Source organism: Micromonospora sp. NPDC051141 (assembly GCF_044455765.1).
Taxonomy (GTDB): domain Bacteria; phylum Actinomycetota; class Actinomycetes; order Mycobacteriales; family Micromonosporaceae; genus Micromonospora.
In genome coordinates this window covers 1-15,294 of record NZ_JBITFD010000032.1, presented here as the reverse complement: position 1 = coordinate 15,294, position 15,294 = coordinate 1, and the positions used below count along the sequence as shown (strand labels likewise).

Below are 15,294 nucleotides of genomic sequence, written 5' to 3'. Positions count from 1 at the left end.
GGCACCGTCAGGCGCACAAGACAAGTTCTGGCTGCTCGCGGGGCGGGGGCCTCAATCGCGGCGCCGGAAGTGAGTGCAACGACCGGAGACCCACCATCATTCCCGGGCGGGGGCCGGCGGCGGGGGCCGCTTGCCTTCCTCGGCCGTGCACCGGGATACAACGCCGCCACCCCCCGACCCATTCCACCGCCAGGGTGCCGCCCACCACCACCCAACCGGACAAACGGCGCACTACGTCCGTTCGGGTGCACACATCACCGGCGCCAGACGGACCGGCCGGCCCCGAATCGGGGCCGGCCGGTCCACGGGTGACGTCTCACCAGAGCTGCTGGACGATGTCCGCCGCCTGCTCCTCCCACTGCGCGTACGCGTACGGATAGGCGGACACCTGGACGGTCTGCGCCGCGCTGGTCAACGGCAGGTTCTGCCAGCCGCCGACGTTCTTCAGCGCGCCGAAGAACGCCTTGCTGGCGTACTCCGGGTCGGTGATCTGCTCGGACGTGCCCCAACCGGACGACGGACGCTGCTGGAACAGGCCCTCCGAGTCGTGGTCGTTGTACGCGCCGAGGTGACCCAGGTTGTAGAGCTTGGACTCCTGCAGGGACGTGGCGACGCCGATCACGGCGCCCCGCTCCCCCACGCCGGTCTCCTTGGCCGCCCGGACGATGGCCTTGGCGTTGTCGAGCTGCGCGTCGTCGAGCGGGATACGCGACTGCGCGCCCTCGACGCCGTGCGGGACGAGCTTGTCCCGGGCCGGCCGGTCGGCCTTGGTGGGCACCTTGTCGCTACCGGTGGTCAGACCGGAGGTGGCGGTCTTCTTGCCGGTGGCCAGGTCGATGGCGGCCTTGGCGCCGGCGTGGGGTCCGCTGGTCACCGGCGCGGCGACGGCGGTGGGGGCGAAGGCCAACCCGCCCAGGGCGGCCACACCCGCGACAGCCAGTGCGGCACGGCGATTCTGGGCGACGGCGATGGTCCTCGCGACGGCGGTCTTCGCGACGGCGGTCTTCGCGACGGCGGTCTTCGCGACGGCGGTCTTCGCGACGGCGGTCTTCGCGACGGCGGTCTTCGCGATGGCGGGGAGCCATCGAGTGAGGTGCTGCTGCACGATGGTTGCCCTTTCGATCGTTACGACGCGCTCCGGGGTGAGCGCCCCTCGGGGGTTGCCGGCCCCGGTCGGGTGCCGGCGTACCGGGGCACAACCAGGCCGACCTGTCGGTCATTCCGGAGATGTCGGATAGGCGCGGCGGCTGCGGTCCAGGTCACTCCACGAGCGCGGGAAAACCGGACGATCAGGCCGGCCCGCCGAAACGGACCAGGACGTGCCAGAGCTGCTTGAGGTGCTGCCAGGTCAGCTCCGCCGGTCCGCGGTCGGCCCAGCGGTGCGGCTCGCGTACCAGCGACGCGGCGGCCCGGCCGATCAGGGCGGCGTGCAGCGGCTCCCCCGGCCGGCCGAACTCGGCGTGCACGCGGACGGCCAGCGGCGGCATGGCCGGGCCGCGGAAGTCGGCGTCGACGCCGTCGACAGGCAACTGGAAGCCGCAGTGCCAGCGCAGCGGGACCCCGTACCGGCGGGCGAGCCCGGCGAGGTGGCGGCCGGTTCCGGTGTCGCGGAACGACGGGTCGACCACGAGAGCCTCGACGTCACGGGCGAGGCTCAGCTCGCCGTGCACCTGGGCCTCGATGTAGTCGTCCAGCGCGCGGCCGGCCCGCTCGGCGGCCCGTTCCCGCCGGGACAGCAGCGTCCGCAGCAGCGTGTCGGTGTCCATTCCGGACACGCCGAGGCTGACGCCGGTGCCGGCGGTGGCGACCAGCAGCGCGGCGAGGACCGGCTCGAAGACGGTGGCGGTGCCGACCTCGGTCGGCCCCAGATGACTGTCCCCGAAGGTGAACGTGGTCCGGGCCACCGCCTCCGGGCGCAGCCGCAGGTGGCAGGAGCCGAACCGGGGGCAGGCGCCGTCGGGATGGCCGAGCAGGTTGAGGCCGCCGTACTTCGGGCGCTGGGCGGCGGGCACGACCGGACGCTGGTATGCGCCGCCGAACATCGCCTCCTCCCAGCGGTCCCGGTCGCCGCCGGGGAACGCGGTCAACCCGCCGCCGGAGATCCCGGTCTCGAACTGGCTGCGGTACACGCCCTCGTCGTCGAGCGCCTCGACCACCGTACGGCCGTCGCGCAGCAGCCGGTCGGGATGGAAGTTGACGGTCAGCCGGCCGAACCCGGTGACCACCGCGCCGACCTCGTCGCAGCGGAGGCCGGCGCCGGAGCCGGCGAGGTGTGCCGCGATCACGGCGAGCGCGGCCGGGCGGTCCCGCAGCGCGACGCCGCGCACGTGTCGCAGGGCGGCGGACTGCGCGGCGGTCAGGGTCGGTCCGGGCATGCCGGCGAGTATCGCCGGGGCCGGGCCCGTCGGGCCAGGGCAATTCCGCGCGGAACGGCTGGACCTGGGGTACTGCTACCGACCGGTCGCGCCGAGGCGGGCGAGCAGGTGCGCGTTGCCGCCGGTGCCGCCGAGATGGCGCAGCAGGTGTTCCAGGGCGGCCTGCCGGTCCAGCGTGGACAACGCGGACCGCAACGCGCGCAGGCGTTGCCGTTCGAGGTCGGTCAGCAGCGCCTCCTCCCGCCGGGTGCCGGAGGCGCGCACGTCGACCGCCGGGAACGTACGCCGGTCGGCGAGCCCCCGGTCCAGTTTCAGCTCCGCGTTGCCGGTGCTCTTGAACTCCTCGAAGATGAGCGTGTCGGCGGCCGAGCCGTTCTCCACCAGCGCGGAGGCGAGGATGGTCAGCGAGCCGCCCTCCTCGACCGCGCGAGCCGCCGCGAGCAGTTGTTTGGGCGGGGTGAGCGCGGCCACGTCGATGCCGCCGGAGAGCGTACGCCCGGCGGAGCGCACGGTGAGGTTGTAGGCGCGGCCGAGCCGGGTCAGCGAGTCGAGCAGCACGACCACGTCCTGCCCCAGCTCGACCAGGCGCTTCGCCCGTTCGATCGCCAGTTCCGCCACGGCGGTGTGGTCCCGCGGTGGGCGGTCGAACGTGGCGGCGACGACCTCGCCCTTGATCGACCGGGACATGTCGGTGACCTCCTCGGGTCGCTCGTCCACCAGCACCACCATCAGGTGACAGTCGGGATGGTTGGTGGTGACCGCGTTCGCGATGGCCTGCAACACCATCGTCTTGCCGGCTTTCGGCGGTGCCACGACCAACGCCCGCTGGCCCTTGCCGATCGGCATGACCAGGTCGATGAGCCGGGTGGTCAGCACGTGCGGCTCGGTCTCCAGCCGTAGCCGCTCACGCGGGTGCACCGGGGTGAGCTGGTGGAAGTCGCGGCGCCGCCGGGCCGGTCCGGCGGCGAGGCCGTTGACGGTGTCCACCCGGTCCAGCAGGGCCGGCCGGCCCGGGTGGGAGTCGCCGGTGACCGTGCCGGTGACCAGGTCGCCGCGGCGCAGGCCGTACCGGCGGACCTGGCCGGCGCTGAGCGTGACGTCGGCGGTGGACGGCAGGTATCCGTCCACCCGGAGCGTGTGGTGCCCGCCGGCGGTGTCGAGGACACCGCTGACGGGACGGTGTGCGGGGTTCATGGGTGGCCTTTCGTCGGGAGTGGTGTCGGCGGACGCGGACACCGGGGAACGGCGCGGGTCGGGACCGGCCCGGCGCGGGCCGGGGGCGGTGTCACCGCGACGGAGGAGCCGGCCGGTCGGACAGCCGAGCGGCGGAGAAGCCGGTCGGACAGCCGAGCGGCGGAGAAGCCGGTCGGACAGCCGAGCGGCGGAGAGGGCGGTCGGTGACCGGCCACAGGGGAGATGACGGACGGCGGGCGGCGTCTGGCGCCGGCTTCCGGGTCCACGAGCAGGCTAACCCGGCCCGCCGCGGTGAGCAACCGGATCACCGGTGCCGCCGGCCCCGACGCTTCGTTAGAGTGAGGGCACCCGTCGCACCGGGAAGGCCCGCACCGTGACTGCTACGACCGTGGTCGACCAGGTCGATCTGGGCGATCACGTCTGCTGGATCCACGACGACGACAGCGACGCGCTGGAGGCCGTCGCTCGCTTCGCCGCCGCCGGTCTCCGCCGCGGCCACAAGGTGGTCTGTTTCACCGAGACGTTGACGCCCCAGGCGGTCCGCCTGCGGGTCGACGCCGACGGGGTGCCCACCGAGGCCGCCGTGGCGGCCGGGCAACTGCGGATCCTGCCCGCCCTGGACGCGTTCCCGGGCGCCGGCCGCCCCACCCCGGCCGCCCTGGCCGACACGGTCCGCCGCGAGATCGACCAGGCCCGGCACGAGGGCTACCCGGGGGTACGCCTCAGCGGCGACATGGCCTGGGTGCTGCGGTCCGGCGTCAGCCTGGACGAGCTGCGACGCTACGAGCAGGCGCTGGCCCCGCTCTTTCCCGACGGCCGGGTCGCCGGCCTGTGTGTGTACGACCGCCGACGCTTCCCCGCCGAGCAGCTCCGCCTGCTCACCGCGGCCCACCCGGGCACCGCCGGGCCGCTCACACCGCGCACCTGGTCGCCGCTGCTGCGTGCCTTCCGGACCGGGGATCCGCCCGGGTTACGGCTGGTGGGCCAGGTGGACCGCAGCAACCGTGACGCGTTCGTGGCGCTGCTGGGCGAGCTGACCGCCCTGGCCGGTCCGGCCCCGGTGCTGGATCTGACGGAGCTGAGCTTCGCCGACGCCGGCGCGGCCACCGAGCTGACGCGGGCCGGCCGGGCCAGCCGCAGCGGTATCCGGCTGGTGGGATGCCGGCCGGCGCTGGACCGGCTGCTGCGCGTGTTGGACGGCGTGCCGGCCTGAGCGCCGCCACCGGCGCACCGCCCGCCTGAACGAGCGCCGGTGGTCACGAGCCCGTGCTCAGGAGCCGGTGGCCACCGCCGGTCCGTGGGCGGTGGCCACGCCGGTCGTCGAGGCCGGGCGGGCGGGTGCTCAGTGACCGCGGGCGATCCACTCGTCCAGGTGCGGCGCCTCCGCGCCGACGGTGGTGTCGTCGCCGTGCCCGGTGTGCACCACCGTCTCCGGCGGCAACGTGAGCAGCCGGGTGCGGATCGACTCGACGATGAGCCCGAAGTCGCTGTACGACCGGCCGGTCGCGCCCGGCCCGCCGGCGAAGAGCGTGTCGCCGGTGAAGACCACGCCCAGTTCCGGGGCGTGAAGGCTGCACGCTCCCGGACTGTGCCCGGGGGTGTGCAGGACCCGCAGCGTGGTGCCGCCGACGGTGACGGTCTGCCCGTCGGTGAGGTCGCCGTCCGGCGGAGTGTCCGGGTGGACCTGGTCCCACAGCACCCGGTCGGCGGGGTGCAGCAGCACCGGCGCCCCGGTGACGCGGGCCAGCTCGGGGGCGACCCGGACGTGGTCGTCGTGGGCGTGGGTGGCCAGCACCGCGAGCACCCGCCGGTCGCCGACCAACGTGCGGATGGCGGCCACGTCGTGCGGCGCGTCGACCACCACGCACTCGTCGTCGTCGCCGATCACCCAGACGTTGTTGTCGACGTCGAACGTCTGCCCGTCCAGCGAGAACGTCCCGGACGTGACGGTGTGGTCCACGTGCGCGGTCACGGGAAGACCACCACCGAGCGGAGCACGTCGCCGTGGTGCATCCGGGCGAACGCGTCCTCGACCTGGTCGAGAGCGATCTCCTCGGTGACGAACGCGTCCAGGTCGAGCCGGCCCTGACGGTAGAGCTCGGTGAGCATCGGGAAGTCGCGGCTGGGCAGGCAGTCGCCGTACCAGCTCGACTTGAGCGCGCCACCGCGGCCGAACACGTCGAGCAGCGGCAGCTCCAGCGTCATCTCCGGGGTCGGCACGCCGACCAGCACGACGGTGCCGGCGAGGTCACGTGCGTAGAACGCCTGCTTCCAGGTCTCCGGGCGGCCGACCGCGTCGATCACCACGTCGGCGCCGAACCCGCCGGTGACCGCGCGGATCGCCTCGACCGGGTCGTCCTCGGAGGCGTTGACGGTGTGGGTGGCGCCGAACTTCCGCGCCCAGTCGAGCTTGCGGGAGTCGGTGTCGACCGCGACGATCGTCGTCGCCCCGGCCAGCGCCGCGCCGGCCACCGCCGCGTCGCCGACACCGCCGCAGCCGATCACCGCGACGGAGTCGCCCCGGGTCACGTTGCCGGTGTTCATGGCCGCCCCGAGACCGGCCATGACGCCGCAGCCGAGCAGGCCGACGGCGGCGGGCCGCGCGGACGGGTCGACCTTGGTGCACTGGCCGGCGTGCACGAGCGTCTTCTCGGCGAACGCGCCGATGCCCAGCGCGGGCGTCAGCTCGGTGCCGTCGGTGAGCGTCATCTTCTGCGCCGCGTTGTGGGTGGCGAAGCAGTACCAGGGACGGCCGCGCCGGCAGGCCCGGCACTGCCCGCACACGGCCCGCCAGTTGAGCACCACGAAGTCGCCCGGGGCCACGTCGGTGACGCCGTCGCCCACCTGCTCGACGACGCCGGCGGCCTCGTGACCGAGCAGGAACGGGTAGTCGTCGTTGATGCCGCCCTCGCGGTAGTGCAGGTCGGTGTGGCAGACGCCGCAGGACTGGACGCGGACCACCGCCTCACCCGGCCCCGGGTCGGGCACCACGATGGTGGTGACCTCCACCGGCGCGCCCTTGCGCCGCGACACGACTCCCCGGACTTCCTGACTCACGGCAGTTCTCCTTCGTTCTCGGTCCCCCACCGAACCTACCGCCGATCATGACCGCCGGCGCGACGCCCGCCGGTTGACGTGTGTCCGCTGGGTGGATTGTCCGGCGGCGGGGTCGCCGGCCCGCTCAGGCCGGCACCGCCACCGGCATTCGTTCGTCGGCCAACCGGCGGCGGGCGGCGTTGCGGTAGCGCAGCACCTGCACCGCCCCGAGCGCCCAGAGCAGGTACTGCACCGCGAACGCCCACCGGAACGCGGACAGCGGCGGGGTGTCCCGGCCGGTCGGGGTGGCCAGGTCGAGCACCACGCCGATGGCCAGGATCAGCAGGATGGAGGCGACGAACCCGCCGACGTTGACGATGCCGGTGGCGCTGCCGATGCGGTGCACCGGGTTGAACGTCCGGGCGTAGTCGAAGCCGATCACCGAGCCGGGGCCGTTGACCGCGAGCACCACGACCAGCGCGACCAGCAGCGCGTGCGGGGCGCGGCCGGGCCAGAGCAGCACCACCGCCCAGACCGCGGCGGTGGCGGCGGTGATGCCGAAGACCAGCACCGAGCGGTGGAACGGGTGCCGAGCGCACAGGTGCGCGACCACCGGGCCGCAGACCAACGTCACCACGGTCATCAGGGTGAGCAGCCCGGCCGCGGCGGTCGGCGTGAAGCCCTGCCCCTGCACCAGGAACGGGTAGCCCCAGAGCAGCGCGAACACCGAGCCGGAGAACTGGGCGACGAAGTGCGTCCACAGGCCCAGCCGGGTGCCGGGCTGGGCCCACGCGTCGGCGAGCTGCCGGCGTACCGCCGCCGGGCCGGGCGCCGGCGCGGCGACGTGCGCGGCGTGCGGGGTGTCCCGGACCACGACGAGGATCAGCAGCAGCACGGTGCCGCCGAGCGCCGCCGCGGTCAGGAACGCCGGGGCCCAGCCCGCGTGGTGCAGCAGCGCCACCAGGGGTACGGCGCCGAGCACCGCGCCGAGCTGGCCGATGGTGCCGGTGAGCTGCACCAGCAGCGGGTTGCGTCGACCCGGGAACCAGAACGCCACGATCCGCAGCACGCTGATGAACGTCATCGCGTCCCCGAGACCGACGAGCACCCGGGCGGCGACGGCGAGGCGGACGTCGGTGGCGACCGCGAACACGAGCTGTCCGGCGACCATGAGCGCGCCGCCGGCCAGCAGCAGCCGACGTGACCCGTAGCGGTCCAGCAGCACCCCGACCGGGATCTGCATGGCCGCGTAGACGGCGAGCTGGGCCACCGAGAAGGTGGCCAGCGCGGCGGCGTTGATGCCGAAGCGGTCCGCCGCGTCGACCCCGGTGACGCCGAGTGAGCTGCGGTGGAACACGGCGGCCACGTACGCGGTGACGGCCACCGCGTAGATCAGCGCGGCGGGCCGGCGGGCGACGGTCACCGGAGCGTCCCGAGCATGGTGGCGGCGGAGTCGATGTGCCCGGCCACCGCGTCGCGCCACACCGCCGGGTCGTCGCCGTCGAGCGCGGCGAGCTGGGCGGCGTGCTCGGCGAGGGCGACCTCGGCCCAGCCGGGTGAGAGCCGGAAGCCGGCCTCGCCCATCCGCAGTTGCCGGTCACGCAGCCGGTGGTAGAGCTCGGCCAGGATCTCGTTGCCGGCGGCCTCCACGACCGCCGCGTGGAAGGCCCGGTCGGCGGCCATCAGGGCGGTGAGGTCCCCGGCGGCGTGCGACCGGCGCATCTCGTCGAGCCGGTCGGCCAGCTCGCCGCGGAGCGCGGCACGCCGCGGCCACACCCGCTCGGCGGCGTACAGCTCGACCAGGCGGCGGGCCTCGATCACGTCGGCGGTCTCCCGGGCGGACACCGGCCGGATCAGCGCGCCGCGTTTCGGGTAGAGCTTGACCAGGCCCTCCGACTCCAGCCGCAGGAGCGCCTCCCGGACCGGGGTACGCGACACCCCGGTCGCCTCCGCGATCTCCCCCTCGCTCACCAGTTGGCCGCCCGGGTAGACCTGCTCCAGCACGGCGCGCTTGAGGTGGCGGTAGGCGCGCTCGGCCGCGGACAGGCCGGTGGCGGCACTGGGATACGTCATGTATCTATGATGTGCCCGGCCCGTTCGGGAGTCCCCGGCGGCGTGCCGGATGGTGGCCTGGACCACGCCGGGCGGCGCGTCACCCGCCGGGCGACGCCCAGAAGTCGCGCAGCAGCGCCGCCACCTCGGCGGTCCGCTCGATCTGCGGCATGTGCCCGGTGTCGCGGAACAGGTGGCTGCGCGCCCCGGGCAGCCGGGCCCGCGCGTACGCCAGGTGCGCGGCCGGCAGGATCAGGTCGCGCTCGCCCCAGACGAGCAGCGTGGGCAGGTCGAGCGCGGCCACCGCGTCGAGCAGCTCGGCGCGCCAGCGGGGGCGTACCCCGCGCCATGTCCCCAGGTCGCGGACCAGCTCCCGCATCACCCGGGCCGCGTGCGGCTGCCGGGCCACCGCGAGCGCGGTGGCGATCCGCTCCTCGGTGACGTGGGCCGGGTCGACGAAGATGGCGCGCTCGGCGCGGCGGGCGATCGCCGGGTGCGGGCGCAGCAGCAGTCGCGCCAGCGGGGGCACCGCCAGCAGCCGTAGCGCCACGGTCACCTCCCGGCCGAAGCCGGCGCTGTTGAGCAGTGCCAGGCCGGCCGCCCGGTGCGGCGCGTCGGCGGCCAGGCGCATGGCCACCGCCCCGCCGAGTGAGTTGCCGACCAGGTGGGCCGGGCCGGTGACCCCGGCGGCGTCGAGGAACCCGGCGACCGCGCCGGCCAGGGCGGGCAGCGTGTGCGGTCCGGGCAGCGGCGCGGAGCCGCCGTGGCCGGGCAGGTCCACGGCGAGCACACGGTGGTCGCGGGCCAGCGCGGCGTGCAGCGCGGTGAAGTCGTCGAGGGTACGGCCGATGCCGTGCAACAGCAGCACCGGCGGCCCGTCCCCGGTGATCCGGCAGCGCATCCGCAGACCGGCCACGCTGCGCTCGTCGGCCGGCGGCAGCCCGGCCGTCACGCCAGGCGTCCCGGCTCCCGCCCGACCGCGCCGTCGGGGACCGACCCGGCCGCGTCGGCGGCACCGGTCGGCCGGGCGGCATCGGCCGAACCGCTCGGCACAATCGCGCCACCGGCACCGGTCGACCCGGCGGTGTCGGCGGCGCCGGTGGGCACGGGCGCGTCATGCGCGCCGACCGGCGGGGCGGTCGGGGCCGGTCGGGGCGCGGGCACCCGGGCGGGTCGCGGGCGCATGCCCAGGGCCAGCACCCGACCGAACCCGGCCGGCGCGATGCGGGCGAGCAGGTCGGGCAGCTTGGCCGACCAGCCGATCAGCACCCGGCCGCGCCGCCGCTGCGCACCGCGCAGGATGACCTCGGCGGCGACGGCCGGGTCGATGGTCAACAGCTTCTCGAACTGCCGGCGGCCGACGTCGTACTCCTCCGGGGAGACGCCGCTGCCCACCCGCGCGCTGGCGACGATGCGGGTCCGGATGCCGCCCGGGTGCACCGAGGTGACGCCGATCCCGTCGTCGACCAGCTCGTGCCGCAGCGCCTCGGTGAACCCACGCACGGCGAACTTGCTGGCCGCGTACGCGGTCTGCCCCGGCGGGGCGATGAGGCCGAAGAGGCTGGACACGTTGACCAGGTGGGAGCCCGGCTCCGCCTTGAGCGAGGGCAGCAGCGCGTGGGTCAGCCGCACCACGGCCCGAAAGTTGATCTCGATGACCCAGAGGAACTCGTCCAGTGTGACCTGGTCGAACCGGCCGCCCAACGCGACGCCGGCGTTGTTGATCAGCAGCCGGATCCGGGGGTGCGCGTGCTGGATCTCGGCGGCGACCCGGTCGGTGGCCTCGGCGTCGGCGAGGTCGACCACGTAGGTGTGGATCTCCCGGTCCAGGTGCCGGGCCCGGATCGACGCGACCACCGCGGCCAGCCGGTCGGCGTCCCGGTCGAGCAGGACCAGCTCCGCGCCGCGCCGGGCCAGGCCGTCGGCCAGCGCCGCGCCGATGCCGCTGGCCGCGCCGGTGACGACCGCGGTGCCGCCGGGAAAGTCGAGATCACGCATCGGTACCTCCGGAGGCGGCCACGGCCGCGGGGGCCGGCGCGCCGGCACGGGCGAACCGGACGCCGTCGGTCAGCGGCCCGTGCCGCATCAGGCGTACGTCGCGAGGATAGTTCTGGTGCAGCCGCCACGGGGCGCGCGGGCCCTGCTTCGGCAACTGGTCGACCGCGCGCAGCACGTACCCGGACTTCAGGTCGATGATCGGCACGAGATCGTCGGTGTCCGGGGCGAGCGGGGTGACGATCTGCTGGCCGGTGTCGTCGAGGTGGCGCAGCAGCCGGCAGACGTACGTGGCGACCAGGTCGGCCTTCAGCGTCCAGGACGCGTTGGTGTAGCCGATGGTCATGGCGAAGTTCGGCACGCCGGAGAGCATCATGCCCTTGTAGGCGATGGTGGCGGCGAGGTCGACGTCGACGCCGTCGACGGTCAGCGTCATGCCGCCGAGCGCCAGCAGGTTGAGGCCGGTGGCGGTGACCACGAGGTCGGCCGGCAACTCGTCGCCGGAGGCGAGCCGCAGGCCGTGCTCGGTGAACGTGTCGATGGTGTCGGTGACCACCGACGCCCGGCCCTCGGCCAGCGCGGTGAACAGGTCGCCGTCCGGCACCACGCACAGCCGCTGGTCCCAGGGGTCGTAGCGGGGCGAGAAGTGCCTGTCGACGTCGTACCCGACCGGCAGTCGACCCTTCGCGGCGCGGCGCAGGAACCGCTTCACCAGGCCGGGCGCCCGGCGGCTGAGCTGGAAGTTCGCCACCCCCAGCGCGACGTTCTTCCCGCGCGCCACCGCGTACGCGGTGCGCGGGGGCAGCCAGCGCCGCGCGGCCTCGGCGAACCTGTCACGCGACGGCAGCGCGATGACGTACGTCGGGGAGCGCTGGAGCATGGTGACGTGGGCGGCCCGCTCGGCCATCGCCGGGACCAGGGTCACCGCGGTGGCGCCGCTGCCGATCACCACCACCCGTTTGCCGGTGAAGTCGAGCCGCTGCGGCCAGTGCTGCGGGTGCACCAGCGTGCCGGCATACCGCTCGACGCCCGGCAGCGGGGGTGTGTAGCCCTCGTCGTAGCGGTAGTAACCGGAGTTGGTGAACAGGAAGCCGCAGGTGATCGTGGTGTCCTCGCCGGTGTCGTCGCGGCGGGCGTGCACCGTCCAGCGGGCGGTGGCGCTGTCCCACTCGGCGCGGGTGACCCGGTGGTGGAAGCGGATGTGCCGTTCCACGTCGTGCTCGCGGGCGGTCTGCCGGACGTACCGGCGGATCGACTCGCCGTCGGCGATCGCCTTCGGGTCGGTCCACGGCTTGAACGAGTAGCCGAGCGTGTACATGTCCGAGTCGGAGCGGACGCCCGGGTAGCGGAACAGGTCCCAGGTGCCGCCGATGGCACCCCGGGCCTCCAGCACCGCGTAGGTCTTGCCGGGGCACTCGCGTCCCAGGTGGACGGCGGCGCCGACGCCGGACAGGCCGGCGCCGACGATGAGAACGTCGACGTGGTCGGAGGCCATGGCTTCTCCCGTTCTCCCGCGGTGACCGGACCCTATCCACCGCCCCGGACCCCGGTCAACACCCTGTCGAGTCCGATCGACAGGGTGTTGACCGGGTGTAGCATCGGCCGACATGACCACCGCCCGGACACCGACCGGCGCCACGCCGAACCGTGGGCGGCGGGCCGGCCGCTCCACCGGCGACGACCGGGAGGTGGCGATCCTGGCCACCGCCGAGCGGCTGCTGCGGGAGCGCGCGTTCGGCGACATCTCCATCGACGACCTGGCGCGGGGCGCCGGCATCTCCCGGCCCACGTTCTACTTCTACTTCCCGTCGAAGGACGCGGTGCTGCTCACCCTGCTCGACCGGGTCACCGAGGAGGCCGACGCCGCCGCCGGCGACGTGCTGGACCGGCTCGCCGAGGATCCGCGCGCCCGGTGGCGGGAGCTGATCGCCCGGTTCCACGCCACCTTCGGCGGCCACCGCGACGTGGTGCTCGCCTGCGCCCAGGTGCGCGGCACGAACGCCGAGGTCCGGCGACTCTGGGCCGAGGTGCTGGAACGCTGGGTCCGCGCGGTGCAGGCCGCGATCGAGATGGAACGCGGGCGCGGCGCGGCCCCGGACGGGCTGCCCGCCCGGGACCTGGCCATCGCGTTGAACTCGATGAACGAGCGGGTCTGGTACGCGACGTTCGCCGGCGACGGCCCGGCGGTGGCCGAGCGGGACGTGGTCGACGTGCTGCTCGACGTCTGGCTGACCGCGATCTACCGCACCACCACGCCCCCGGCCGGGCCGGCCTGAGCCGCCGCGTGCGCTAGCGCCGCCGGGCGAACTCCATGATCCAGTTGGTCTCCCAGGTGCGTTCGCCGTCGGTGGAGAACGCCTGCTCCCAGCGGCAGGAGTCGGGGGTGATCACCGACCAGAGGAACCGGCAGCGCACCGGCCGCCCCTCGTCGGAGTCGTCGGCGTGGAACGTGCCGACGCCGTCGGTGAACCGGCCCACCACCGGCGGCAGCTCCAGCACCCCGCGACGGCTGTTCATCCAGTAGATCGACCAGAGGCCGGTCGCCGGGTCGAGGATCCGCACGGTGGAGCCGGAGAAGCCCCGGCTCGGGCAGCGCATCTCGTCGAAACTGCCGGCGCCGTCGAAGAACGACCGCGCCTCGCTGACGCCGGCGAACTCGTCCCAGTCGTCGCTGCCCACGTGGCGCTCGCGCAGCCGCCGGTTGGTCACGTCCCAGGCGCCGACGAGGAAGTCGAAGTCACCCATCAGCGCCCCACCGGCCCCTCGGCGCGGGTGTCGGCCAGGTAGCCGGCCAGGTCGGGTTCGTCCGGCGTGAGCAGGTGCCGGACCCAGGCGGCGCGCTCGTGCTCCAGCACGCCCAGCTCCCAGACGCAGCCGACGCCGGGCCGCGTCAGGTCGACGAAGTGTGCCGGGTCGTCGTCCGGGCAGGCCAGCGCCGGTTGCCCGGCGATCGCGATGTGGCACTCGACGACGTTGTCGAAGAACCAGCTGTACGCCAGCAGGTACGCGCCGGTGTCCGTGCCCCGGTGCAGCACCGTCCAGCTCACCGGCGGCGTGGCGCCGTCCGGGTCGGGCAGCAGCGCCGGCAGGTACGCGTACGCGGCGGTGACCACCTCCGGTTCGAGCCGGCGTTCGGGCTGGTCGATGTGGTAGCGCTTGACGTGCCGGCCGGCGACCTCGACGGTCCCCGGCACGGTCAGCTCCTTGTCGTGGAAGGCCATGCGCGGACGGTAGGGCCACTTCCCTGACAGCTAGTGTCAGCGGAGTGCGGGCCAGTCGACTCCTGTCCATCCTGTTGCTGCTCCAGGCGCACGGCCGGCTCACCGCCGCCGACCTGGCCGCCCGGCTCGACGTGTCGGCGCGCACCGTCTACCGGGACGTCGAGGCGCTGCACGCGGCCGGCATCCCGCTGTACGGCGAGGCCGGGCACGCCGGCGGCTACCGGCTGGTCGACGGCTGGCGGACCCGGCTGACCGGGCTCACCGCCGAGGAGGCCGACCGGCTGCTCTTCGCCGGGCTTCCCGGGCCGGCCGCCGAGCTGGGCTACCAGTCGGTCGCGGCGGCCGTGCAGCTCAAACTGCGGGCCGCGCTCCCCGCCCCGCTGGCCGACCGGGCCGCCCGGTTGGAGCAACGGTTCCACCTGGACACCCCGGGCTGGTACTCCGACGGGGACCCGTCGCCGCACCTGGCCGCCGTGGCCGAGGCGGTGTGGCGGGAACACCGGATCCGGGTCCGCTACCGGAGCTGGCGCGAGGAGGTGACCCGGGTGCTGGAGCCGTACGGCCTGGTGCTCAAGGGTGGCCGCTGGTACGTGGTCGCGGCCCGCCCGGATCGTGCCGGGCCGGCCACCTACCGGATCAACCAGATCCTCGGCCTCGCTCCGCTGGACGAGCCGTTCGAACGGCCGGAGTTCGACCTGCCGGAATGGTGGCGGGCGCACGTGGTCGCGTTCCGGGCCGGGCTGCACCGGGACGAGGCCCACATCCGGCTCTCCCCACGCGGGCGGGAGCGGTTGCGCGAGATCGGCAGCGACGTGGTGGTCGACGCCGCCGAGGCGAGCGCCGGCCCGCCCGACGCGGCGGGCTGGGTGCGGGCCGTGATCCCCATCGAGTCGCTCACCCACGCGCACGGCGATCTGCTGCGGCTCGGCGCCGACGTGGAGGTCCTCTCCCCCGCCGACCTGCGTGCCCGCCTGGCCGGGACCGCCGCCGCGCTGGCCGCTCTCTACGCCCCGGCCGCCCCCGCTCCGGCCGCCCGTTGACCAAGGAGTTCGCGTCCGGGGTCGAGCCCGACCGTGACCCGAACTCCTTGGTCAACCTAGGCCCCGACGGCGGACGCGGCCGGCTGACGCGTGGCGGGCCGGTCAGGGTGGCGGGTGGCGGGCCGTTCGGAGGGACGAGCCGCGTCACCCCCGTTCCGGTTGTCTCTCCGGGTCATCGTGGCAGGTCAGGTGCCCACTTCCGGTCGAGACGGTGATCGGGGCGTTCTCCGGGTGGTGGCAGGCGGTGAGTTGGGTGCCGCCGTCGCGGGTGGTCAGTGCGGGTGTTTCGGTGGCGCAGCGGTCGGTGGCTTTCCAGCAGCGGGTGCGGAAGCGGCAGCCCGATGGTGGGTTGAGGGGGGTGGGGACGTCGCCGGTGAGGCG

14 protein-coding genes and 2 pseudogenes are annotated in these 15,294 nt (G+C 74.5%); 3 read left to right on the top strand and 13 right to left on the bottom strand.

The features are described 5' to 3' along the window. Nucleotides 1-316: 316 nt before the first annotated feature. From ACIA6B_RS32340 to rho, 3 genes and pseudogenes are all read right to left on the bottom strand, one after another. Complete coding sequence (locus ACIA6B_RS32340) at nt 317-1,105, bottom strand: hypothetical protein (RefSeq protein ID WP_396779260.1); 789 nt, start codon at nt 1,103-1,105, stop codon at nt 317-319. 184 nt (nt 1,106-1,289) lie between these two features. Further along, entirely contained in the window at nt 1,290-2,375 is a 1,086-nt protein-coding gene (locus tag ACIA6B_RS32335; RefSeq protein WP_396779258.1) for a DUF3626 domain-containing protein, read from the bottom strand. Between the two features lie 75 nt (nt 2,376-2,450). Beyond that, nucleotides 2,451-3,650 (bottom strand): annotated as a pseudogene (rho, locus tag ACIA6B_RS32330) (transcription termination factor Rho); the annotation flags it as partial. 292 nt (nt 3,651-3,942) lie between these two features. Between rho and ACIA6B_RS32325 the strand changes: the two are divergent. Next, the gene (locus ACIA6B_RS32325) at nt 3,943-4,782 is read left to right on the top strand and encodes an MEDS domain-containing protein (protein ID WP_396779257.1); all 840 of its coding nucleotides are present in this window, start codon (nt 3,943-3,945) and stop codon (nt 4,780-4,782) included. 129 nt (nt 4,783-4,911) lie between these two features. On the opposite strand, the gene ACIA6B_RS32320 is transcribed toward ACIA6B_RS32325, so the two are convergent. The 7 genes and pseudogenes from ACIA6B_RS32320 to ACIA6B_RS32290 all read right to left on the bottom strand — a co-directional run bounded on the left by ACIA6B_RS32320 (nt 4,912) and on the right by ACIA6B_RS32290 (nt 12,147). Further along, the gene (locus ACIA6B_RS32320) at nt 4,912-5,541 is read right to left on the bottom strand and encodes an MBL fold metallo-hydrolase (protein WP_396779255.1); all 630 of its coding nucleotides are present in this window, start codon (nt 5,539-5,541) and stop codon (nt 4,912-4,914) included. Beyond that, nucleotides 5,538-6,626, bottom strand: a complete 1,089-nt coding sequence (locus tag ACIA6B_RS32315) for an S-(hydroxymethyl)mycothiol dehydrogenase (RefSeq protein WP_107157809.1) — start codon at nt 6,624-6,626, stop codon at nt 5,538-5,540. Before ACIA6B_RS32315 ends, ACIA6B_RS32320 begins: the two co-directional genes overlap by 4 nt. 124 nt (nt 6,627-6,750) lie before the next feature. Then, nucleotides 6,751-8,028 carry a nitrate/nitrite transporter gene (locus ACIA6B_RS32310; protein ID WP_396779253.1) on the bottom strand — a complete coding sequence of 426 codons (1,278 nt, stop codon included), beginning with the start codon at nt 8,026-8,028 and terminating at the stop codon, nt 6,751-6,753. After that, nucleotides 8,025-8,678 carry a GntR family transcriptional regulator gene (locus ACIA6B_RS32305; protein WP_396779251.1) on the bottom strand — a complete coding sequence of 218 codons (654 nt, stop codon included), beginning with the start codon at nt 8,676-8,678 and terminating at the stop codon, nt 8,025-8,027. Before ACIA6B_RS32305 ends, ACIA6B_RS32310 begins: the two co-directional genes overlap by 4 nt. Nucleotides 8,679-8,757: 79 nt before the next feature. Beyond that, nucleotides 8,758-9,609 (bottom strand): alpha/beta fold hydrolase, encoded by an 852-nt coding sequence (locus ACIA6B_RS32300; protein WP_396779250.1) that lies wholly within the window; start codon nt 9,607-9,609, stop codon nt 8,758-8,760. A 161-nt stretch (nt 9,610-9,770) separates the two neighbouring features. Further along, nucleotides 9,771-10,655, bottom strand: a pseudogene (locus ACIA6B_RS32295) (SDR family NAD(P)-dependent oxidoreductase); the annotation flags it as partial. Then, entirely contained in the window at nt 10,648-12,147 is a 1,500-nt protein-coding gene (locus ACIA6B_RS32290) for a flavin-containing monooxygenase (RefSeq protein ID WP_396779248.1), read from the bottom strand. The pseudogene ACIA6B_RS32295 and the gene ACIA6B_RS32290, both read right to left, overlap by 8 nt. A gap of 112 nt (nt 12,148-12,259) precedes the next feature. On the opposite strand from ACIA6B_RS32290, the gene ACIA6B_RS32285 reads away from it, so the two are divergent. Then, the gene (locus ACIA6B_RS32285; RefSeq protein WP_396779246.1) at nt 12,260-12,928 is read left to right on the top strand and encodes a TetR/AcrR family transcriptional regulator; all 669 of its coding nucleotides are present in this window, start codon (nt 12,260-12,262) and stop codon (nt 12,926-12,928) included. Nucleotides 12,929-12,941: 13 nt separating this feature from the next. On the opposite strand, the gene ACIA6B_RS32280 is transcribed toward ACIA6B_RS32285, so the two are convergent. Together ACIA6B_RS32280 and ACIA6B_RS32275 are read right to left on the bottom strand one after the other, a co-directional pair. After that, on the bottom strand, nt 12,942-13,397 hold the full coding sequence (locus tag ACIA6B_RS32280) for a hypothetical protein (protein ID WP_396779244.1): 456 nt from the start codon (nt 13,395-13,397) through the stop codon (nt 12,942-12,944). Next, on the bottom strand, nt 13,397-13,873 hold the full coding sequence (locus ACIA6B_RS32275) for a hypothetical protein (protein ID WP_396779243.1): 477 nt from the start codon (nt 13,871-13,873) through the stop codon (nt 13,397-13,399). The genes ACIA6B_RS32280 and ACIA6B_RS32275 overlap by 1 nt, the downstream gene beginning before the upstream one ends. A 44-nt stretch (nt 13,874-13,917) precedes the next feature. Between ACIA6B_RS32275 and ACIA6B_RS32270 the strand changes: the two genes are divergently transcribed. Then, entirely contained in the window at nt 13,918-14,913 is a 996-nt protein-coding gene (locus ACIA6B_RS32270; protein WP_396779241.1) for a helix-turn-helix transcriptional regulator, read from the top strand. Between the two features lie 144 nt (nt 14,914-15,057). Here the strand turns inward: ACIA6B_RS32270 and ACIA6B_RS32265 are convergent. After that, a partial coding sequence (locus ACIA6B_RS32265; RefSeq protein WP_396779240.1) for an oligopeptide/dipeptide ABC transporter ATP-binding protein occupies nt 15,058-15,294 on the bottom strand: 237 nt, incomplete at its 5' end.